17 protein-coding genes are annotated in these 19,966 nt (G+C 75.1%); 8 read left to right on the top strand and 9 right to left on the bottom strand.

Annotation, left to right across the window (positions count from 1 at the left end; translation table 11 throughout):
• The first annotated feature begins 299 nt into the window (after nucleotides 1-299).
• Nucleotides 300-1,682, top strand: a complete 1,383-nt coding sequence (locus tag ACIBIW_RS30060; protein ID WP_399340518.1) for a peptidase C39 family protein — start codon at nucleotides 300-302, stop codon at nucleotides 1,680-1,682.
• A 99-nt stretch (nucleotides 1,683-1,781) separates the two neighbouring features.
• Here the strand turns inward: ACIBIW_RS30060 and ACIBIW_RS30065 are convergent, their stop codons facing one another.
• On the bottom strand, nucleotides 1,782-3,026 hold the full coding sequence (locus ACIBIW_RS30065; protein ID WP_399340519.1) for a glycoside hydrolase family 18 protein: 1,245 nt from the start codon (nucleotides 3,024-3,026) through the stop codon (nucleotides 1,782-1,784).
• A 366-nt stretch (nucleotides 3,027-3,392) separates the two neighbouring features.
• Here ACIBIW_RS30065 and ACIBIW_RS30070 point away from each other — a divergent pair, with 366 nt between their 5' ends.
• The gene (locus ACIBIW_RS30070) at nucleotides 3,393-4,583 is read left to right on the top strand and encodes an acyl-CoA dehydrogenase family protein (protein ID WP_399340521.1); all 1,191 of its coding nucleotides are present in this window, start codon (nucleotides 3,393-3,395) and stop codon (nucleotides 4,581-4,583) included.
• Between the two features lie 483 nt (nucleotides 4,584-5,066).
• Here the strand turns inward: ACIBIW_RS30070 and ACIBIW_RS30075 are convergent, their stop codons facing one another.
• Nucleotides 5,067-5,489 carry a hypothetical protein gene (locus ACIBIW_RS30075; RefSeq protein WP_399340523.1) on the bottom strand — a complete coding sequence of 141 codons (423 nt, stop codon included), beginning with the start codon at nucleotides 5,487-5,489 and terminating at the stop codon, nucleotides 5,067-5,069.
• Between the two features lie 261 nt (nucleotides 5,490-5,750).
• Here ACIBIW_RS30075 and ACIBIW_RS30080 point away from each other — a divergent pair, with 261 nt between their 5' ends.
• The 3 genes from ACIBIW_RS30080 to ACIBIW_RS30090 all read left to right on the top strand — a co-directional run bounded on the left by ACIBIW_RS30080 (nucleotide 5,751) and on the right by ACIBIW_RS30090 (nucleotide 9,366).
• Nucleotides 5,751-6,191, top strand: coding sequence for an Lrp/AsnC family transcriptional regulator (locus tag ACIBIW_RS30080; protein ID WP_399340524.1), 441 nt, complete (start codon nucleotides 5,751-5,753; stop codon nucleotides 6,189-6,191).
• Nucleotides 6,192-6,369: 178 nt separating this feature from the next.
• Complete coding sequence (locus ACIBIW_RS30085; protein WP_399340616.1) at nucleotides 6,370-7,971, top strand: amidohydrolase; 1,602 nt, start codon at nucleotides 6,370-6,372, stop codon at nucleotides 7,969-7,971.
• A gap of 588 nt (nucleotides 7,972-8,559) precedes the next feature.
• Complete coding sequence (locus ACIBIW_RS30090; protein WP_399340525.1) at nucleotides 8,560-9,366, top strand: polyprenol monophosphomannose synthase; 807 nt, start codon at nucleotides 8,560-8,562, stop codon at nucleotides 9,364-9,366.
• A gap of 24 nt (nucleotides 9,367-9,390) precedes the next feature.
• Here the strand turns inward: ACIBIW_RS30090 and fxsA are convergent, their stop codons facing one another.
• The 5 genes from fxsA to ACIBIW_RS30115 all read right to left on the bottom strand — a co-directional run bounded on the left by fxsA (nucleotide 9,391) and on the right by ACIBIW_RS30115 (nucleotide 13,795).
• Nucleotides 9,391-9,990, bottom strand: a complete 600-nt coding sequence (gene fxsA, locus ACIBIW_RS30095) for an FxsA family membrane protein (RefSeq protein ID WP_399340527.1) — start codon at nucleotides 9,988-9,990, stop codon at nucleotides 9,391-9,393.
• A gap of 148 nt (nucleotides 9,991-10,138) precedes the next feature.
• Nucleotides 10,139-10,513 carry an RNA polymerase-binding protein RbpA gene (locus tag ACIBIW_RS30100; RefSeq protein WP_099500427.1) on the bottom strand — a complete coding sequence of 125 codons (375 nt, stop codon included), beginning with the start codon at nucleotides 10,511-10,513 and terminating at the stop codon, nucleotides 10,139-10,141.
• A gap of 264 nt (nucleotides 10,514-10,777) precedes the next feature.
• Complete coding sequence (locus ACIBIW_RS30105) at nucleotides 10,778-12,154, bottom strand: MFS transporter (protein ID WP_399340529.1); 1,377 nt, start codon at nucleotides 12,152-12,154, stop codon at nucleotides 10,778-10,780.
• A 112-nt stretch (nucleotides 12,155-12,266) separates the two neighbouring features.
• On the bottom strand, nucleotides 12,267-13,028 hold the full coding sequence (locus ACIBIW_RS30110; RefSeq protein WP_399340618.1) for a glycerophosphodiester phosphodiesterase: 762 nt from the start codon (nucleotides 13,026-13,028) through the stop codon (nucleotides 12,267-12,269).
• A 23-nt stretch (nucleotides 13,029-13,051) separates the two neighbouring features.
• Nucleotides 13,052-13,795 (bottom strand): YitT family protein, encoded by a 744-nt coding sequence (locus ACIBIW_RS30115; protein ID WP_399340532.1) that lies wholly within the window; start codon nucleotides 13,793-13,795, stop codon nucleotides 13,052-13,054.
• Between the two features lie 43 nt (nucleotides 13,796-13,838).
• Here ACIBIW_RS30115 and ACIBIW_RS30120 point away from each other — a divergent pair, with 43 nt between their 5' ends.
• Entirely contained in the window at nucleotides 13,839-15,335 is a 1,497-nt protein-coding gene (locus tag ACIBIW_RS30120; RefSeq protein ID WP_399340534.1) for a PLP-dependent aminotransferase family protein, read from the top strand.
• Between the two features lie 119 nt (nucleotides 15,336-15,454).
• Here ACIBIW_RS30120 and ACIBIW_RS30125 read toward each other — a convergent pair whose 3' ends face one another.
• Both ACIBIW_RS30125 and ACIBIW_RS30130 read right to left on the bottom strand, forming a co-directional pair.
• Nucleotides 15,455-17,092: a hypothetical protein gene (locus ACIBIW_RS30125; protein ID WP_399340536.1), complete on the bottom strand. Its 1,638-nt coding sequence runs from the start codon at nucleotides 17,090-17,092 to the stop codon at nucleotides 15,455-15,457.
• A 119-nt stretch (nucleotides 17,093-17,211) separates the two neighbouring features.
• Entirely contained in the window at nucleotides 17,212-17,406 is a 195-nt protein-coding gene (locus ACIBIW_RS30130) for a hypothetical protein (RefSeq protein WP_399340538.1), read from the bottom strand.
• Nucleotides 17,407-17,703: 297 nt separating this feature from the next.
• On the opposite strand from ACIBIW_RS30130, the gene ACIBIW_RS30135 reads away from it, so the two are divergent.
• Together ACIBIW_RS30135 and ACIBIW_RS30140 are read left to right on the top strand one after the other, a co-directional pair.
• Entirely contained in the window at nucleotides 17,704-18,096 is a 393-nt protein-coding gene (locus ACIBIW_RS30135) for an ankyrin repeat domain-containing protein (RefSeq protein WP_399340540.1), read from the top strand.
• Nucleotides 18,097-18,397: 301 nt separating this feature from the next.
• Nucleotides 18,398-19,816, top strand: coding sequence for a HEAT repeat domain-containing protein (locus tag ACIBIW_RS30140; RefSeq protein WP_399340542.1), 1,419 nt, complete (start codon nucleotides 18,398-18,400; stop codon nucleotides 19,814-19,816).
• The last annotated feature ends 150 nt before the right edge of the window (nucleotides 19,817-19,966 follow it).

Raw genomic sequence — 19,966 nt, forward strand, 5'->3', positions numbered from 1 at the left:
ACGACGGGGCGGGGGCGCAGGGCACCCCGGGTGGGGGGCCGCGGGGCTAGTCCCCCCCCCCGGGGGCCCGGGGGCCCCCCCCCCCCCCCGGGGGGGGGGGGGGCCGGGGCGGCGGGGGGGGCCGGGCCCGCGGGCCCCGGCGCCTCGCCCGTCAAAACGCATGGTCGCGCCACTGGTCTACGCCAATATTGAGCGGCGTGGCCCTGCCGGAAATCTGGTACGGACCCGCCCCCGCCCCCCATAGTGGGCTCTGCCACCCGATCCGCCCGAGACCGAAGAACCTTGGGGGTTCCCCGCCCATGAGCAAAGCCGCCGACACCTCACGCAGAACCGTCCTCGCCGCCGCGGCCGCGACCGTCGCCGCCGCGGCGGCAGGCGCCTCGCCCGCGTCCGCGGCGAGCCGGGGCCGCCACCCGGGCCACGGCCGCCCTGGGCGGCCGGGGGCGCGCGCCGCGCTCGTCGACTACCACGGCTGGAGCACCGCGTCCGACTGGCGCGCGGGAACCGGCGACGGCACCCGGGTCACCGCGGGCGCACGCCCCGGTGTGACGATCGCCGCCCCCGTCGGCAGCACCGACTACACCGACCCGCACACCGGCACCACCGCCACCTGGGAGTACGCGACCTGGGCCTCTCCGGAGCACCGCCTCACGGTGCCCGCCACCGAGGCCATCGCGTCCTGGAACGCCGACACCCCGGCCGGCACCTGGGTGCAGATCGAGCTGGGCGGCACCTACTCGGACGGCACCGCCACCCCCTGGTACGTGATGGGCCGCTGGGCCGCGGGCGACGGGGACATCCGCCGCACCTCCGTCGACGACCAGAGCGACGACCGCAGCAGCGTCTCCACGGACACCTTCTCCATCGACGATGCGGACTCCGGGCTGCGCCTCGCCGCGTACCGGCTGCGCCTGACCCTCTACCGCAAGCCCGGCGGCGGCGCCTCGCCCACCGTGTGGCGGGCCGGCGCCATGGGCTCGGACGTCCCGGCCCGCTTCGAGGTGCCCGCGTCCACCCCGGGGCTCGCCCGCGAGCTGGACGTGCCGCGCTACTCCCAGGACGTGCACTCCGGCCAGTACCCGGAGTACGACGGCGGCGGCGAGGCGTGGTGCAGCCCCACGTCCTCCGAGATGATCATCGAGTACTGGGGCCGGGGCCCGAGCGCGGAGCAGCTCTCCTGGGTCGACCCCTCGTACGCCGATCCCTCCGTCTGCCACGCCGCCCGCTACACCTACGACTACCAGTACGAGGGCTGCGGCAACTGGCCCTTCAACGCCGCCTACGCGGCCACGTACCAGGGCCTCCAGGGCGTGGTCACCCGGCTCGGCTCGCTGAACGACGCGGAGCGGCTCGTCGGCGCGGGCATCCCGGTGATCACCTCGCAGTCCTTCCTCAAGGAGGAGCTGCCGGGCGCGGGCTACGGCACCTCGGGGCACCTGATGACGGTGATCGGCTTCACCGCGGAGGGCGATGTGATCGCCAACGACCCGGCGTCCTCCGACGACGACGCGGTGCGCCATGTCTACGACCGCAGGTCGTGGGAGAACATCTGGCTGCGCACCCAGCGCCACGACGCCGACGGCAACGTCGTGAGCGGCACCGGCGGCGTCTGCTACCTGTACTTCCCCGTCGAGCCCACCGAGGAGCAGCGCGCCGCGCTGCGCGCGGTCGGCGTCGTCTGACGGAGTCCGGCGGCGCCACGGGGCCCGCGCGCGAGGGGGCCCGCCCGGCACACCGCCGGACGGGCCCCCTCGCCGCGCCCGGGGCGCGGCTCCCGGGTCTCACCTGACCGCGTCGATCAGCTCCCCGTTCTGGGTGTCGCCGCTCAACTCCCAGAGGAACGTGCCTCCGAGGCCCTGCTGGTCCTTGTAGTCCATCTTGCCCGCGATGGTCTCGGGCGTGTCGTAGCTCCACCACTCGTTGCCGCAGTGCGCGTACGCGGTGCCCGCGACCGTGCCGGTGGCCGGGCAGCGGTCCTTGAGCACCTTGTAGTCGTCGATGCCCTGCTCGTACGTGCCCTGCGCAGGCCCGGTGGCGGTCCCGCCCGGCGCGTCCTGGGTGACGCCGGTCCAGCCGCGCCCGTAGAAGCCGATGCCCAGCAGCAGCTTGTCCGCGGGCACGCCCATGCCCTTGAGCTTGGCGATGGTCGCGTCGGTGCTGTAGCCCTCGATCGGGATGCCGTCGTACGAGGTCAGTGGGGAGTGCGGGGCGGTGGGTCCCTGCGCGTCCCAGGCGCCGAAGTAGTCGTAGGTCATCGGGTTGTACCAGTCGACGTACTGGGCCGCGCCCGCGTAGTCCGCGGTGTCCAGCTTGCCGCCGTCGGTGGCGTCGGCCGCGATGGCGGAGGTGACGAGATCGCCGCCGAACTTGTCGCGCAGCGCCCCCATCAGGTTCTTGTACGCGGCCGGGTCGCTGGTGTCACAGGAGAGCCCGCAGGAGCCGGGGTACTCCCAGTCGATGTCGATCCCGTCGAAGACGTCGGCCCAGCGGGAGTCCTCGACCAGGTCGTAGCAGGACTGGGCGAAGCCCTGCGGGTCCTGCGCCGCCTGTCCGAAGCCGCCCGACCAGGTCCAGCCGCCGAACGACCAGAGGATCTTCAGCCCGGGGTGCAGCTCCTTGAGCTTGCGTAGCTGGTTGAAGTTGCCGCGCAGCGGCTGGTCCCAGGTGTCGGCGACGCCGTCCACCGCCTGGTCCGCGGTGTACGCCTTGTCGGTGTCCGCGTAGGAGTCGCCCATGGCGCACTTGCCGCCCGTGACGTTGCCGAAGGCGTAGTTGATGTGGGTGAGCTTGTCGGCGGAGCCCGAGGTCTCCACGTTCTTGACGTGGTAGTTGCGGTCGTAGACGCCCCATTCGGTGAAGTAGCCGACGACGCGCGAGCCCGCCGCCCGTTCGGTGCCCGACGGGGGCGCCGACACCGACGCGCTCGCGCCGCTCGCGCCCGCGAGCAGTCCGGCGCCGAGCACGGCGCAGCACACCGCGGACAAGAGGGCTCTGAGGCGTCTGGGGGAGTGGTTCTGTCTGAGCATCGTGCCTCCTCGTGGGGGAGGGGAGCGGATGAAGACGTGCGGAAAACCCCCGGCGCCCGGGGGCGGGGCCCGCCGGCGCGCCGTGGGGGAACAGTAGGAGGACTAGACCAGTCAGTCAATGGTGTGTACCAATCCGGACGCCTGTTCCCCGGGCCCTGAGGGCCGTTCACGGGGCACGGTCGGACAAGTGACGGCCTGCCTCCGATCGGGCATACTCAACGCGCCACCGCCGTTGATCCCCATGCCCGCGATCCGGGACCGGGACGATCGGTGGACAAGCAGCAGCGCCGGGGGCCGCCCCGGTCGTGGCGTCGCCGCCGTACCCGCGCGGGCGCCGCAGTGCCCGACAGGGAGGAGATCGCCGCCATGTCAGACCACGCGCCGCATCCGGTGGAGCGCCAACTGCCCACGAGCGAGGCGAGGGACCTCCTCGCGCTCGTACGGGACATCGCCCGCCGCGAGATCGCCCCGAGCGCGGGGGAGGACGAGGCCGCGGGCCGCTTCCCCCGCGAGGTCTTCACCCTGCTCTCCGAGTCCGGCCTCCTCGGCCTCCCCTACGACGCCGAGTACGGCGGCGGCGACCAGCCCTACGAGGTCTACCTCCAGGTCCTTGAGGAACTGGCGGCGGCCCGGCTCACCGTCGGGCTCGGCGTGAGCGTCCACTCCCTCGCCTGTCACGCCCTGGCCCGCTTCGGCACCAAGGAGCAGCGCGCGGAACACCTGCCCGCGATGCTCGGCGGCGGCCTGCTCGGCGCCTACTGCCTCTCGGAGCCCGCCTCCGGGTCCGACGCCGCCTCCCTGCACACCAGGGCCGTCAGGGACGGCGACGGCTGGGTGCTCGACGGCACCAAGGCGTGGATCACCCACGGCGGCATCGCCGACTTCCACACCGTCCTCGCCCGTACGGGCGGCGAGGGCGCGCACGGCGTGACCGCGTTCCTGGTGCCCGCGGGCGCCCAGGGGCTGAGCGCGGCGCCGCCCGAGAAGAAGATGGGCCTGGGCGGCTCACCCACCGCCCAACTCCACTTCGACGCGGTCCGGGTGGCCGACGCGCGCCGGGTCGGCGACGAGGGGCAGGGCTTCCCGATCGCGCTGTCCGCGCTCGACTCCGGCCGTCTCGGCATCGCCGCCTGCGCGGTCGGCGTCGCGCAGGCCGCCCTCGACGCCGCCCTCGCCTGGGTCGGCGAGCGACAGCAGTTCGGCAAGCCGATCGGCGACTTCCAGGGGCTGCGCTTCCTCCTCGCCGACATGGCCACCGGCATCGAGGCGGGCCGCGCCCTGTACCTGGCGGCCGCCCGGCTGCGCGACGCGGGCCTGCCGTTCTCCCGCCAGGCCGCCATGGCCAAGCTGCACTGCACCGACACCGCGATGCGGGTCACCACCGACGCCGTCCAGGTCTTCGGCGGCTACGGCTACACCGCGGACTTCCCCGTCGAGCGGTATATGCGCGAGGCCAAGGTGCTCCAGATCGTCGAGGGCACCAACCAGATCCAGCGGGTTGTCATCGCCCGTCATCTGCTGGGGCCCGAGGCGGGCCGGGCTCCCGCGGTTCACTGACGAGCCGCCAGCGCGCCGGGGGCGCCGCGAGCCGCACCCACTCCGGGTCCGGGCGCCCCGGCAGCGTCCGGCCGCGCTGCGACCAGGCCCGCAGCAGCGCGTGGTAGATCGGCGGGTCCCGTGGCGCGGGCGGCCGGGGAACCGATTCTGCGGACACCGGGACCAGAAGCCTCCGACGGCGTACGGCCGTTGGCTGGGTGGGGGCGGTCATACCCCCTCAACGCGACACGGCCCGCTCCGGTCACCCCCGGGGCGGCACCTGATGGGTTCCCGCACGTCCGGGGCGTGGCGGACGCGTCCGTACGGGTGACGCGGGCGGTGGCGCGCCGGCCCGTACGGGACCGGGGCGCGGGACGCCGACCGTGCGGGACGGGGCGGGGAGCCGGACGGCGCCGGGCGCGCTCCCGGCGGAACCGGGTGACGCGGCGTCAGGCGCCGTACGGCGCGGGCGCCGGGTGGATGCCGGGTGGATCTGGCGCGGCGTCAGGCGACGCGGGGCCGCGCGCGGTGGCCGCCCGCGTGGGAGAACGGCTGGGTGCGCCAGTCGAGCCCCTGCGGGAGCGTCAGCAACTGGGCGCTCTCCTGCTCCACACCGCCGGGAGCGGCGTCGGTGTACGCGGCGTCGGCGGCCCTGCGGCCCGTGCCGGGGCAGAGCTGGAGGCCGAACGGGTCCCAGGGGGTGGGGCACATCCCGTGCCGGGGGAGTACGTCGTCGTCGGAGTGGAGCGCGATCGGGCGGGCGCAGTCCGGGCAGACCACGCGGTAGGCGTCCTCCTCGAAGTCGCCGACGCCCGCGGCCTCCGCCGCGGACACCAGCTCCAGAGCCTCGAACTCCTGCGGCGCGACGGCCACGGCGGAACGCTGCCTGCGTCCCGAGGAACGACCGGCGCGCTTGGGATTCTGCATGAAAGGATCTCCCCCTCGAATGGGCCGACAAGGCACTCGGCCTCGACCAAGGCAAGCATTTCCCGTCCGCCCCCCGCGGTAATCGCGACGCCCCAGGGCACGTCGCTGCATTGATGTGGCGTTCATCACATATCCATGCGCGGGCCCTCCGCGCCACCGCCCCGCACCGCCGCTGCCGCCCCGCACCGCCGCCCGTCGCACGCACCCGCCCGTCCCCGTCCGACTGTCCGGCGGCAGCGCTGCCCTGTAGGTTCTTGCGCCATGGAGGAGCTGGACCGACGCATCGTGGAGCTGCTCGTCGCGGACGGGCGGATGAGCTACACCGACCTGGGCAAGGCCACCGGCCTCTCCACGTCGGCCGTGCACCAGCGGGTGCGCCGGCTGGAGCAGCGCGGCGTGATCCGCGGCTACGCGGCGGTCGTCGACGCCGAGTCCGTGGGGCTCCCGCTGACGGCCTTCATCTCCGTCAAGCCCTTCGACCCCTCCGCGCCCGACGACATCGCCGAACGCCTCGCGGGCGTCCAGGAGATCGAGGCGTGCCACAGCGTCGCGGGCGACGAGAACTACATCCTCAAGGTCAGGGTCGCCACCCCGCACGAGCTGGAGAACCTGCTCGCCCGCGTCCGTACCCTGGCCGGGGTCTCGACCCGTACCACCGTCGTCCTCTCCACGCCCTACGAGGCCCGGCCGCCCCGCCTGTGACGACACGGCCGGTGCGTGGCCCTGTGCCCGCTCCGCCGGGCCGTGACGACAGACTTGGGCCGTGAACGCGCCGAACCCGTCGAACCCGCCGCACTCGCCGACCCCCTCGAACCGGCCAGGACCGCCGGCCCATGCGGCCCCGCCCGAGCCGCCGGTCCCGCCCGCCGACGGCCGTACCGTGCTACTGCGCGGGGGCGTCGTACACAGCCCCGCCGACCCCTTCGCCACCGCGCTCGCCACCACGGGCGGCCGGATCGCCTGGGTCGGGTCCGAGGGGGCGGCGGACGCCCTCGCCGACCACGCGGACGAGGTCGTCGACCTCGAAGGGGCCCTGGTCACCCCCGCGTTCACCGACGCCCATGTGCACACCACCGCCACCGGACTCGCCCTGACGGGACTCGACCTCAGTGACGCCGCGGACCGCACGGAGGCGCTCGCCCGCGTCCGCGCCCACGCCGCGGCCCGCCCCCGGGACCGGGTCCTGCTCGGCCACGGCTGGGACGCCGCCCGCTGGCCGGAACCCGCCCCGCCGACCCGCGCGGAACTCGACGCGGCCACCGGCCACCGGCCCGTCTACCTCTCCAGGATCGACGTGCACTCCGCGGCCGTGAGCACCGCCCTGCTCGACCTGGTGCCCGGGATCGAGGACCGCCTCGGCTACGACCCCGGCGGGCCGCTCACCCGGGACGCCCACCACGCGGTGCGCGCCGCCGCCTTCGACGCCGTCACGCCCGCCCAGCGCGCCGACGCCCAGCGGGCCGCGCTGCGCAGGGCCGCGGCGCTCGGCATCGGCTCCGTCCACGAGTGCGCGGGCCCCGAGATCAGCGGCGAGGACGACCTGGTGGCGCTGCTCGCCCTCGCCGCGGCGGAGCCCGGGCCCCGGGTCACCGGCTACTGGGGCGTCCCCGTCACCGGCGCCAAGGACGCCCTGCGGGTGCGGGACCTCGGCGCGGTCGGCGCCGCGGGCGACCTGTTCGTGGACGGCGCGCTCGGCTCCCACACCGCCCGCCTCGACGAGCCCTACGCGGACGCGCCCCACACCGGCGTCGGCTACCTGGACGCCGACGCCGTCGCCGCTCATGTCGCCGCCTGCACCGAGGCCGGGCTGCAGGCGGGCTTCCACGCCATCGGCGACGCCGCCGTACGGGCCGTGACCGACGGGGTGCGGGCCGCCGCGGGGCGGCTCGGCGCCGAGCGGGTGCGCGCCGCGCGCCACCGCGTGGAACACGCCGAGATGCTGACCCCCGAGACCGTCGCCGCCTTCGCCGACCTGGGCCTGACCGCCTCCGTGCAGCCCGCCTTCGACGCCCTCTGGGGCGGCGGCGACGGCATGTACGCGGCCCGCCTCGGCGCGGACCGCGCCCGTACCCTCAACCCCTACGCGGCGCTGCTGCGCGCTGGGGTCCCCCTGGCCTTCGGCTCCGACAGCCCCGTCACCCCGCTCGACCCCTGGGGCACCGTCAGGGCCGCAGCCCTGCACCGCACCGCGCGCCACCGGGTGTCCGTACGGGCCGCGTTCACCGCCCACACCAGGGGCGGCTGGCGGGCGGTCGGCCGCGACGACGGCGGCGTCCTCGCGCCCGGCGCGCCCGCCGACTACGCCGTCTGGCGCGTCGGCGGCCTCGTCGTCCAGGCCCCGGACGACCGGGTGGCGCGCTGGTCCACCGACCCCCGCTCCGGCACCCCGGGGCTGCCCCCGCTCGGCGCCGACGACCCGCTTCCCGTCTGTCTGCGGACCGTGGTCGGCGGGCGCCCCGTCCATGTGCGCCCGGACGAGTGATGTGCGGGTCACGCTCCCGGCGCCCACGGTGCGGTGTGCTCCCGTACGACCCGTGTAATCCCCGGCGAGTTTCCGTGTACGGGGAAAACGCCCGGGTGGGAAGGGGTGTTGACAGCCTGCGGCCGTCGCCGGGTAGTTTCGGCCGGGTCCACCGCTGGACGCCCGACCGGGGAAGCTCCACGCAGTCGTACGACGCCGCTGGGTCAGGGGCGGTGTGCCGCACCGGCGCACCACCGCTGGGAGCCAGGCCCACCGCCCGCGTCACGGGGGCGAGGGAGCGTTCCGTCCGGTCGGCGGGTGTGACCCGGGTGCGGCCCGGACGCTCAGTAGACAACGGCTCTCGGTCGATCCGCAGCCAGCGGACCCCAGGTCGGCCCGAAGAGCGGCCGGGCCCATCCGCAGCGGCCCCTGCCTCCCGCCCCGTCGTCGGGGCCGTGCCCACGCCCGCTGCCGACGCTCCCCGTTCCGGTGGTCCGGAGGGGCGGGGCCCCCTACGGCGGAGCCTCTCGTACCGGGCGGCCCCACCGGCGCGTTGGCCCCCCGCCGGGACATTAAGGTGGTCCCCTGTGTTCGACATGAAGGGGCAGCATGAACGACGGTGACGGCACCTCGGCAACGGGCGCGGGCGACAGGAGCTTCGGCCCGCTCGGCACCGCCCTGGTGATCATCCCGACCTACGACGAGGCGGAGAACATCGAGGCCATCGTGGGTCGGGTGCGCGCGAGCGTGCCGGAGGCCCATGTGCTGGTCGCCGACGACAACAGCCCCGACGGCACCGGCAAGATCGCCGACAAGCTGGCCGCCGCCGACGACCAGGTCCACGTGCTGCACCGCGAGGCCAAGGACGGCCTGGGCGCGGCCTATCTCGCGGGCTTCGCCTGGGGCCTCGAACACGGCTACGGCGTGCTGATCGAGATGGACGCGGACGGCTCGCACCGCCCCGAGGAACTGCCCCGGCTGCTGACCGCGCTCGCCGGGGCCGACCTGGTGCTCGGCTCCCGCTGGGTGCCGGGCGGGCGCGCCGTGAACTGGCCCAAGCACCGCGAGCTGATCTCACGCGGCGGCAGCATCTACTCCCGGGTCCTGCTCGACGTGCCCATCAGAGACGTCACCGGCGGCTACCGCGCCTTCCGCCGCGAGACCCTGGAGGGCCTCGGCCTCGGCGACGTGGCCTCCCAGGGCTACTGCTTCCAGGTCGACCTGGCGCGCCGCGCGGTGAAGGCGGGCTACCACGTCGTCGAGGTGCCGATCACATTCGCCGACCGTGAGCGCGGCGACTCCAAGATGAACCGGGCGATCGTCGCCGAGGCTCTGTGGCGCGTCACCGCCTGGGGCGTGGGCGAGCGCCTCGGCCGGGTCGCGGGGAACATCACGGGCGGCAGGAAGCGCCGCTGAGGCACGGCACCCCCGCCGGGCCGCTCAGCCGGTCAGCGGGGGGCGGGGGCCGTCGTCGCGGGGGTCACGGTCCTCGGGCGGCGAGTCGTCGTGGACGACCTCGCCCTGGACCACCTTGCCGTCCCCCGACCCGCCGCGGCCCCGGCCGGGGCCGAACGGGCCGCCCGCCGGGCCGCCCGGGTACGCGGCGCGCACCCGGCGCTCGACCGAGCCCTGGATCGCCGAGGCGAGGGACCTGCGCAGCGGCGGCAGCAGGAGCAGCAGCCCCGCGCCGTCGCCGATCGGGCCCGGGATCATCAGCAGCAGCCCGGCCAGCATCAGCAGCCCGTTGCCCTCGGAGCGGCCCTCGTCGGGCGGCATCTCGCCGCGCTGCTGGGCCTGGACGGTACGGGTGAGGTTGCGGAAGGCACGGCGGCCCGCGCCCTTCATCACCACCGCCCCCAGTACGACCCCGGCGACCAGCAGCAGGAACACCGCGAAGCCGCCCGCGGCCGAGCCGATCAGGGTCAGCAGCCAGATCTCCAGGATCAGCCAGACGGCGATGCCGACGGGCACGAGGCGCCGCGCGCGCGAGCGCCGCGGCGGGGTCCGGGTCGGTGACGGGGTCGGTGTGCCGAAGCTCATGCGTCCAGTGTGCCTGGTCGCGGCCGGGGACGGGGCGGTGAGGGCGGGGGAGCGGCCCGGAACGCAGAACAGCCGCCGACGGTGACCGTTCAGATCACCGCCCGCGGCTGAATCGCTTACCGGCCCGCCCCCGCGAGGGGGACGGGTGTCAGGCGGACTTGCGGCTGTCCCGGGGATGAACCGCGATGTTCATCGCCCCGGACCTGAGAACCGCCAGCCGCTCCTCAAGGACCTCTTCCAGCTCCTCGCGCGTGCGCCGCTCCATCAGCATGTCCCAGTGCGTGCGCGCGGGCTTCGCCTTCTTCTCCTCGGGTCCCTCGCCGTCCACGAGGAGTGCCTGGGCCCCGCAGACCTTGCACTCCCACTCCGGCGGGATCTCCGCCTCGACGGAGAAGGGCATCTCGAAACGGTGCCCCTTCTCGCATGCGTACTCCACGGCCTGGCGCGGAGCCAAGTCGATGCCGCGGTCCGTCTCGTAGCTGGTCACCACGAGGCGCGTGCCGCGAAGAGCTCGCTCACTCATGAATCGTGCCTCCCGGGCTTGTCGCCCACAGGACAGGTGTCGCTGTCGTCGTCATCCGGTCAACGTCCGGTCGGCGGTAAAGATTCCCGCTCAGGGTCATGCGTCGCCGTCGTAGCCGCAGCCTTGCCAACCATTCCGTACCCGCCGACGCCCGGTTTGTCACATCTGACAGGGAGTGTCACCGAGTGTTTCGCTCACATTGACGTGCAGTAACGGTACGCCTGGCAGGCCAAACGCGTACACTACCGCCCCCGGCCGCCGGTGTTAAATCCGCTCGGGCGGCGCGTTTCCCGCGCCCCGTGCCGCGCGCCGCACGGGGACCCGGGCGAGCAGCCCGAACCCGACCACGAAGAACACGACAAGCGAGATGATCGCGGACCGGTAGCTCCCGGTGAGCTGGTACGTGAGGCCGAAGAGCAGGGGGCCCAGCCAAGACATGCCCCGGTCGCTCATCTCGTATGCCGCGAAGTACTCCGCCTCTTTGCCCCGGGGCACCAGATGGGAGAAGAGCGAGCGGGAGAGCGCCTGCGAGCCGCCGAGGACCACGCCGATCGCGGCGGCGAGCGCGAAGAACCACACCGGCGCCCTCGCCGGGATGAAGTACCCGGCGGCCAGGATCAGCGTCCACGCCGCGAGCGAGCCGAGCACGGTGCGCTGCGCCCCGTACGTACGCGCGAGCCTGCCCATCCACAGCGCCCCGGCCAGCGCGAGCACCTGCACCATCAGCACCGCCGCGATCAGCGTCGACTGCCCGAGGCCCAACTCCTCGGAGCCGTACACGGACGCCTGCGAGACCACGGTCTGGATGCCGTCGTTGTAGACCAGGTACGCCAGCAGAAACGCCAGCGTGAGCGGCCTGCGGCGCATGTCGCGCACCGTCGCGGCCAACTGCCGCCAGCCCTGCGCGGGTGCCGCCGCCACGGCGCCGGGCTCCGCGTCCGCGGGGCCGCGGTCCCGCAGCCTGCGCAGCGGTATCAGCGTGAAGCCGCCCCACCACAGGCCCGCCGAGCACAGGCAGATCCGCACCGCGGTGCCCTCGGACACGCCGAAGCTGTCGTGCGCGAGGAACAGCACCAGGTTGAGCACGAGCACCAGCGCGCCCGCCGCGTACCCGTACGCCCAGCCGCGCGAGGACACCGCGTCCCGCTCCTCCGGCGTGGAGATCTGCGGCAGATAGGAGTTGTACAGCGCCGACGACACCGCGGTGCCCGCGTTCGCCACGATCAGCAGCGCACCGCCCAGCAGATAGCGGTCACCGCCGAGGAAGAGCATCGCCGTGGTGGCCAGTGCCCCGGTGTACGCGGCCACGCCCATCAGCCGCTTCTTGTGCCCCGACCGGTCGGCCGCCGCGCCTGCCGCGGGCATCAGCAGCACCGACACCACGATCGACGCCGACACGCAGTAGGCGAAGTACGACCCCGAGCTGACCGGGATGCCCAGCGGGTGCACCCGGCCGTGCGTGTCCGCCGCCTCCTTCGCCACGTCGGTCAGGTAGGGGCCGAGGAACACCGTCAGCACGCTGGTCGCGTAGACCGAGTTCGCCCAGTCGTAGAAGTACCAGCCCTGCTGCTGCCGCCTGCGGTCCGCCGCCGCGCCGCCGTCGTCGTCCCGCGCGATGGCCCGCGCCGTCTCGCTCCCCACCCGTGCCCTCGCTCCCCGGGGTATCCCGTCGTGTCCCGGCGCGCCCCACGCGCGCGTTACGCCCCTCGGCCTCCCGCGGGGGCCGTGCCCCAGGCCCGCGCGCGTGCGCGCCTCACACCCAGGCGCCCCGTTCCCGCAGCACCGTGCGCAGCGTGTCCGTGCGGTCGGTCATGATGCCATCCACCCCGAGGTCGAGGAGCCGGTGCATCTCCGCCGGGTCGTCGACGGTCCACACATGGACCTGGAGCCCGCGCGCGTGGGCGGCCCGCACGAAGAGCCGGTCCGCGACCGGCAGCCCCGACTGCCGCACTGGCACCTGCGCGCACACCGCGGAGCGCCGCACCGCCGCGGGCACGCCGTACGAGCGCAGCCGCAGCCCGAGCACGCCCCGGGTGCCGAAGGACGTCGCGAGCCGGGGTCCGGCCAGCCGCTGGGCGCGCGCCACCCGCGCCTCGGAGAACGAGCCGACGCAGACCCGGTCCCACGCCGAGGCGCGCTCCAGCAGGTCGAGCAGGGGCCGCAGCGCGGACTCGGCCTTCATGTCCACGTTCCAGCGGATGCCGGGGAACTCCTCAAGCAGCTCCTCGAAGCGGGGCACCGGCTCCTTGCCGCCCACCCGGGCCCCCGCCACCGCCCGCCACGGCAGCTCCGCTATCCGGCCCGTGCCGTCCGTGACCCGGTCGAGCGTGGCGTCGTGGAGCGCCGCGAGCACCCCGTCGGCGGTGGCGTGCACGTCGGTCTCCATATAGCGGTAGCCCGCGTCCGCCGCCCGGCGGAACGCCTCCACGGTGTTCTCCAGGCCGTCGGCCGCGCCCCCGCGGTGCGCGAAGGCGAGGGGGCCCGGATGGTCGAGGTAGGGGTGGCGCGTCTGCATGCTCACGCGCGCAGTATGGCGCGTCAGGGTGGCCCCCCGGCCACCGCCGGGCGGCCGGGGGGTGCGGGGCGCACGGCGAACACCCGCAGGAAGACCTGGGAGAGCGGCCCTATCGCCAGCGCGTAGAGCGCCGTGCCGACGCCCACGGTGCCGCCGCACGCGAACCCTGTGACCACCACCGCCACCTCGACACCGGTGCGGGCCAGCCCGATCGAGCGCCCGGTGCGCCGGTGCAGGCCCGTCATCAGGCCGTCGCGCGGCCCGGCGCCGAAGTCCGCGGCGACGTACAGGCCGGTGGCCACGCCGTTCAGCAGGATCGCCGCCGCCATCAGCGGGACCCGCACCGCGAGCTGGTGGACCGCGGGCACGACGGAGAGCACCGCGTCGATCGCCACCCCGACCACGATCACATTGGACGCCGTGCCGAGCCCGGGCCGCTCCCGCAGCGGCAGCCACAGCAGCAGCACGACCGCGCCCACCACGATGCTCACCGCGCCGATCGAGACCCCCGTCAGCCGCGAGAGGCCCTGGTGCAGCACGCCCCAGGGTTCGAGCCCGAGCCCCGCCTCGACCAGCAGCGCGGAGCTGACCCCGTACAGCAGCAGCCCGACGTAGAGCTGCGCGAGGCGGCGCAGCCGGCGCCGGGAGCGCGGCGCGCCGACGGCTCCGGTGCCGGGCTCGGCGGGCGGTTCCTCGGGCGGCTCGGCGGGCACGGCGGCCTCCATGGTGGCAGTGGCATGGCGCGTGTCATGCTGTGGTCTGTACATGAGGGCTATCCATGGCCAATTCGAGAAAGGTGGACCGATTCCCATGGCGCAGTGGACGTCGGCGGTGGGATCGGCACAGTTGTCCCGCCTCCTCGCCTCCCAGCAGTCCCGTCCCCCGTCCCCCGGTGCGAGGCGCCCGCCCGCCTATCGCGCGCTCGCCGACGGCATCAGGCTGCTGGTGCTGGAGGGCCGGGTCCCGGTCGCCGCCCGGCTGCCCGCCGAGCGCGAACTCGCGCTGGCCCTCGCGGTCAGCCGTACCACCGTCGCCGCGGCGTACGAGGAGCTGCGCACCGAGGGCTTCCTCGAATCCCGCAGGGGCGCCGGCAGTTGGACCGCGGTGCCCGCGGGCAACCCGCTGCCCGCGCGCGGCCTCGAACCGCTGCCCCCCGAGGCGCTCGGCTCCATGATCGACCTCGGCTGCGCGGCGCTGCCCGCGCCCGAGCCCTGGCTCACCCGCGCCGTCCAGGGCGCCCTTGCGGAGCTGCCGCCGTACGCGGCCACCCACGGGGACTACCCGGCCGGGCTCCCGGCGCTGCGGGAGACCCTGGCCGCGCGGTACACCGAGCGCGGCATCCCCACGATGCCCGAGCAGATCATGGTCACCACCGGCGCCATGGGGGCCATCGACGCCATCTGCCACCTCTTCGCCGGGCGCGGCGAGCGGGTCGCGGTGGAGTCCCCGAGCTACGCCAACATCCTCCAGCTCATGCGGGAGGCGGGCGCCCGGCTTGTGCCCGTCGCCATGGCCGAGAACCTGGGCGGCTGGGAGCTGCCGCGCTGGCGCCAGGTGCTGCGGGAGGCCGCGCCCCGGCTCGCGTACGTCGTCGCCGACTTCCACAACCCCACCGGCGCCCTGGAGAGCGACGAGCAGCGCCGCGCGCTGGTGGAGGCGGCCCGGCACTCCGGGACCGTGCTCGTCGTCGACGAGACCATGACCGAGCTGTGCCTCGACCCCGGCGTCACCATGCCGCGCCAGGTGCCCGCGTTCGACCCCGCGGGCTCCACCGTGATCACCGTCGGCTCCGCGAGCAAGGCGTTCTGGGCGGGCCTGCGGGTCGGCTGGGTGCGCGCCGCGCCCGACGTCATCCGCTCCCTGGTGGCCGCCAGGGCCTACGCCGACCTCGGCACCCCCGTGCTCGAACAGCTCGCGCTGAACTGGCTGCTGACCACCGGGGGCTGGGCGCAGGCCGCCGACATCAGGCGCGCCCAGGCCAGGGAGAACCGCGACGCGCTGGTGGCCGCCCTGCGCAGGGAACTGCCCGAGTGGGAGTTCACGGTCCCCTCCGGCGGCCTGACCCTCTGGGCACGTACCGGCGACCTCTCGGGTTCCCGCATCGCCGCGGTGGGGGAGCGGGTCGGCGTACGGGTCCCGTCGGGCCCCAGGTTCGGCGTGGACGGCGCCTTCGAGGGCTATGTGCGCCTGTCGTTCACCGTCGGCGGCGCGGTGGCCGACGAGGCGGCGGCCCGCCTCGCGGCCGCCGCCCGCCTGGTGGCGGAGGGCGCGGCGGGCGGCGAGTCACCGCGCACGTTCGTGGCGTGAGGGTCGGCGCGCGGCGTGCGATTGGCCCGCGGACCGCGTAGGGGCCGCGCCTTTCGCGCGGGTCGCGCGCCCGGCAGCCGCCGACACGCGCGTGAGCCCGAACCCGCCGCCCCCTACCGCTACCCCTCCGCGATGACCGGTACCGCGCGCCGTGGCGCGGTCGGGGGCGTGGCGTCGTCCGGTGTGGTCCCGTTCTCCAGGGCGGCGTCCGCTTCGGGCTCTTCCGGTTCCCCGGGCTGCCCGCTCTCCCCGCCCGGCAGCAGGGCGAGTACCGCCTCGCGCTCGTCCGGGGCCGCGGTGGTGTCGTACGGGTCGGGTGTCGCGGGGACCTGGAGCCGGTGTACGGGGCCCGTGCCGAAGCGGGCGTGGCCGCGGCCCGGCGGCACCGGGTCGTCGGCGGCCGCGCGCGGCGCGGTGCCCAGCACGTCCGCGACGAGTTCCGGCGGCGCCGAGCCGAGCACCACGCGCGCGCGGGTGCGGTGGAACACCGTCTCGCCCAGGCCGTCGAGCCCGTCGAACTGCTCGGCCACCACCACCGTCACCCCCGCCCCGCGCCCGTGCCGCAGCGGCACGTCGAGCAGCTCGCGCGGGTCCTGCCGCCCCTCGGCGGCCGCCAGGTGCGCCAGCACCCCGGGGCGGTCGAGCAGCAGCCACAGCGGGCGCGCCGTGTCCCCGGGCGGCTCCTGGCCCGCCTGGCGCGCGGCGCCCGCCGCGAGCAGCCGCCGCTCCGTCTCGCGCGCCACCCACTCCAGCGCCGCGAGCGCACCCGTCAGACCGCACTCCACCGCCCGTACCCCCGGCCGCCCCCGCAGGCACGCGAACTCGCCCGAGCCGCCGCCCTCCACGACCACCACCTCGCCCTGCCGCAGCGCCTGGAGCGCCACCGAGCGCAGCAGCGACGTCGTACCGCTGCCCGGCTGGCCCACCGCCAGCAGATGCGGCTCCACCGAGCGCGGCCCCGTGCGCCACAGCACGGGCGGCACGTCGCGCGGGGCGCCGTCGACCGTCACCGGCAGCGTCCTGCGCACCGCCACCGCGTCCGTGAACCCCAGCACGATCTCCCCTGGCGCGGTCACGAACCGCTGCGCCACGATCCCCGCGGGCAGCGGTGGCAGCGCCTCGACCAGCAGCTCGTTCGCCTCCGCCCGCCACTCGAAGTGGTACTCCCTGCCCCGTCCCGCCTTGGCGGCCACCAACTGCTCCACGCGTGCGCGCGCCCGCGCGTCCCCGTCGTCGAAGTACGCGGCGTAGCGCACCGTGAGCCGTTCGAGCCCGCCGTCCCCGTCGAACTCGCCCCCCTCGAAGACCCGGTCCCACGCGCCACCGTGCACATACCGCGGCTCGGGGTCGTCCGGGGACGAGAAGTGCGGCACCAGCGCCTCGTACAGCGAGCGCAGCCGCTGCGACTCCGCCTCGTCGGGGCCCTCCCGCACGGCGCGCCGCGGGCCGCGGCCGAGCCAGGCTGCGGCGCCCATCAGCGCGATGCCCGCCGTCAGCGGGCCGTACGGCACCAGCGCGACGACGAGGGCCACCGCGGCGACGAGGAAGACCAGGGGGCCGCGCCGGTCGCGCGGCGTGCCCGACCAGCCGCGCCGCGCCGCGCCCGCCAGCCTGCCCAGACCGCGCCCGACGGTGATCAGCGGGTGCAGCACGTCGCTCGCGCCGTCGGCCGCGCTCCGCGCCAGCTCCCGGCTCCTGGCCAGCCGTGCGGCGCCGGGGTCGGCGCGGGTGAGGATGCGGGGGAGGGGGCGGGCCACGTCTGTCTCCTGGGGGTACGCGCGGGATGCCGGAGCGGAAAAGGGGCGCCGGGGCCCTCGGAGGCCCGGCGGTGGCGTGACGCCCGGGGAAGGGCACGGGCGTCAGCGCGGTGTGCCTGTCAGAACTTGATGCCCCCGAGCAGCCCGGCGAGGCTCGCCCCTCCGGCCTGGATGCTCGGCGCGATGGCGGTGCCCGACAGATAGAAGCCGAACAGGGCGCAGACCGTCGCATGGGACGCCTTCAGGCCGTCCTTGCGGAAGAAGAGGAAGACGATGACGCCCAGCAGCATCACACCGGAAATGGACAGGATCATGAGATCTCCTGGTCGAAAAGGGGACAGTCACGATGAGTTCTTCCAGGCTCACAGGATGTATCCATACGATAAAAGGTGCAAGCAGGTGAAAAATCATCAGATTCCACCCGTTGGGGGAGCCCTGTGCACCCATCACGCCGCGCCGCCCCCCTCCGGCGCCGCGCCGCGGTGATCGTTGCCAAGGTGACACCAGGTCATGTGCCGCCACGGGCAGTACGCTGGCGATTCACCCGTACGGCCGCGCGCCGTCCGTCCCCCCAAGCGCCACCGCAGTCCCCACGGAAAGGCGACCCGCTCATGAGCGAAGCACCCGACCCCCAGGTCGTGGAGCTGGCCACCAAGATCTTCGACCTCGCCCGGCAGGGCGACACGGAGAAGCTCGCGGCCTACGTCGACGCGGGCGTGCCCGCGAACCTCACCAACGACCGCGGCGACTCCCTCGTCATGCTCGCCGCCTACCACGGCCACGCCGACGCGGTACGGGCCCTGCTGGCGCGCGGCGCCGAGCCCGACCGCGCCAACGACCGCGGCCAGACCCCGCTCGCGGGCGCCGTCTTCAAGGGCGCGGACGAGGTGGTGCGGGCCCTGCTCGACGGCGGCGCCGACCCCTCGGCAGGGATGCCCTCCGCGCTCGACACGGCCCGGATGTTCGGCAAGACGGACCTCGTCGAGCTGTTCGGCTCGCACTGACCCGGCCCGCCGCCGGGCCGCGCACGGCCGCCGCCGGGAGCGCGCACCGGCGGCGGGAGAAATGTGGTCGCGGCGGACAGAACCCCTGGTCCATCATGACGACGTGATTCACGGACGCGACGGCGGGGCAGATGTTGCCGCACCGCGCGGGCCGTGAGCGGCCCATCGGGGCCACACCGACGAGAGGCAGAGGAAGATGGTCTACAGCAAGCCAAGGACGACGGGCGCCCCCCTGTGTTGCCGAGACGCCCGGTAGCGCACGGTCCCCGGCCACGTCGAGCTTGATGTGAGGCTGTTTCCCATGTTCGAACCGGTCATAGCGCCCAGTGGTACGCTCCTCGGCCTGCTCCAGCGCGGCCGCGGCGACGGCACGCTGCACGCGCTCACCGCCCCCAGGGACGAGGCGCTCACGGCCCTCACCCACTGCGTCCTGAGCGACCCCCGCAGGGACTGGCAGGTGGAGAACCGCTCCCTCTACTACGCCCGTCTCTATCTCGACCTGCACGGTGGCCTCGGCGCCGTCGAGCGCCACCTCTTCGATCCCGACGACGCCCTCGACACCGACGAGGCACGCACCGGGCTCGCCCTCTCCGTCCTCGGCCACCTCGCCTCGTACGGCAGGCGCGACGCCCTCGTGCTGCTGCGCCGCTACGCCGAGCGCGGCGCCAACTGGGCGTGGGCCCTCGACGAACTGGCCCTGCGCGACGACGACGCCGGTCTGCGCGCCCTCGCCAGGCCGGTACTCGCCCGCTTCCCCGCGGACCCCGAGGGCGGCGCCGCACTCGCCGCGGCCGTACGCGACGCCTATGAGCCCCGGCCCTGGCGGCTGTGGGAGGACGATCCGCGCGAGGACGTCCGCGCCCGCGTCAGGGCCGCCCGCGAGGCCGGCTCCTTCGACCGGTGGCAGCGCCAGCTCCGCACCCGCGGCCCCCGGCCCGAGTGGAGCGTCGAGGCCGTCCTCGACTGGGCCCAACAGGGCCTGGAGCACGGCACCGTGCTCCACGCGCCCGCCGCCCGCTGCCTCACCGCAGTCGCCCAGCCCGAGGACAGGCCCCGTATCGTGGCCGCCGCGGCCGACGGCTCCGACGGCGCCCGCTGTACGGCGCTGCGCTATCTCGCGGACGCCCACGACCCCCAGGCCCTCGCGCTGATCGAGGCCGCCGCCGCTGCCCCCTCCGCCACCGTCGCCGAGGCCGCCGTCGCCTCCTTCGAGCGGATGCGCAGCGTCGCCGCCGTCGAGCACGCCCGCCGCTGGGCCGCGCGTCCCGACGCCCTCGGCGCCGCGGCCGCCCGCGTCCTAGCCCTGCGGGGCGCCGCCGCCGACAGCCCGCTCGTCCTCGCCGCGCTGCGCGAGACCGTACGGGGCCAGGGGCCCGACGCCCCCACCCTCGACGTCCTCGTGGACGGCACCGCCCGCCTCGGCATCACCGCCGCCGCCCCCGTCCTGCGGCACGTCTACCGCGAGACCGCCTCCTCCCATCTGCGCGGCAGGACCGCACGCGCGCTCGCCGCCACCGACCCCTGCTTCGCCAGGTCCCTGGCCGTCGAATGCCTCTGGGACTGCGAGGAGTCCACCCGTGAGGTGGCCGCGAGGCACGCCGAGACCGGCGACGCGCGCGTGGTCGAGCGGCTGCGCCGCCTCGCCGCCGACCCCGCGGAGGAGGCCGAGGTCCAGACCGCGGTCCGCAGCCGTATCGTCCCCGAGCCGCCCGGCGCGTAGCGCGCGGCGCCGGGCCGTGCGCGGCGGCCCGGCGCCCGGCCGCCGCCCCGGCGCACACCGCCCGCGGCGCACCGTCCCAATGGCCACGGGACGTTATTCGCCTGGAAAGATCCTCGTTGACGTGGCCACGTCCGGCCCGACGACAACACG

This window comes from Streptomyces sp. NPDC050560 (assembly GCF_044457285.1).
Classification (GTDB): domain Bacteria; phylum Actinomycetota; class Actinomycetes; order Streptomycetales; family Streptomycetaceae; genus Streptomyces.

Excerpts from the sequence above, each read along its gene's own strand:
- ACIBIW_RS30110 (WP_399340618.1), bottom strand. The coding sequence starts at position 13,028 with ATGCAGACGCGCCACCCCTACCTCGACCATCCGGGCCCCCTCGCCTTC.
- ACIBIW_RS30090 (WP_399340525.1), top strand. The coding sequence starts at position 8,560 with ATGAACGACGGTGACGGCACCTCGGCAACGGGCGCGGGCGACAGGAGC.
- ACIBIW_RS30060 (WP_399340518.1), top strand. The coding sequence starts at position 300 with ATGAGCAAAGCCGCCGACACCTCACGCAGAACCGTCCTCGCCGCCGCG.
- ACIBIW_RS30075 (WP_399340523.1), bottom strand. The coding sequence starts at position 5,489 with ATGCAGAATCCCAAGCGCGCCGGTCGTTCCTCGGGACGCAGGCAGCGT.
- ACIBIW_RS30140 (WP_399340542.1), top strand. The coding sequence starts at position 18,398 with ATGTTCGAACCGGTCATAGCGCCCAGTGGTACGCTCCTCGGCCTGCTC.
- ACIBIW_RS30120 (WP_399340534.1), top strand. The coding sequence starts at position 13,839 with ATGGCGCAGTGGACGTCGGCGGTGGGATCGGCACAGTTGTCCCGCCTC.
- ACIBIW_RS30115 (WP_399340532.1), bottom strand. The coding sequence starts at position 13,795 with ATGTACAGACCACAGCATGACACGCGCCATGCCACTGCCACCATGGAG.
- ACIBIW_RS30065 (WP_399340519.1), bottom strand. The coding sequence starts at position 3,026 with ATGCTCAGACAGAACCACTCCCCCAGACGCCTCAGAGCCCTCTTGTCC.
- fxsA (WP_399340527.1), bottom strand. The coding sequence starts at position 9,990 with ATGAGCTTCGGCACACCGACCCCGTCACCGACCCGGACCCCGCCGCGG.
- ACIBIW_RS30080 (WP_399340524.1), top strand. The coding sequence starts at position 5,751 with ATGGAGGAGCTGGACCGACGCATCGTGGAGCTGCTCGTCGCGGACGGG.
- ACIBIW_RS30070 (WP_399340521.1), top strand. The coding sequence starts at position 3,393 with ATGTCAGACCACGCGCCGCATCCGGTGGAGCGCCAACTGCCCACGAGC.
- ACIBIW_RS30100 (WP_099500427.1), bottom strand. The coding sequence starts at position 10,513 with ATGAGTGAGCGAGCTCTTCGCGGCACGCGCCTCGTGGTGACCAGCTAC.
- ACIBIW_RS30130 (WP_399340538.1), bottom strand. The coding sequence starts at position 17,406 with ATGATCCTGTCCATTTCCGGTGTGATGCTGCTGGGCGTCATCGTCTTC.
- ACIBIW_RS30135 (WP_399340540.1), top strand. The coding sequence starts at position 17,704 with ATGAGCGAAGCACCCGACCCCCAGGTCGTGGAGCTGGCCACCAAGATC.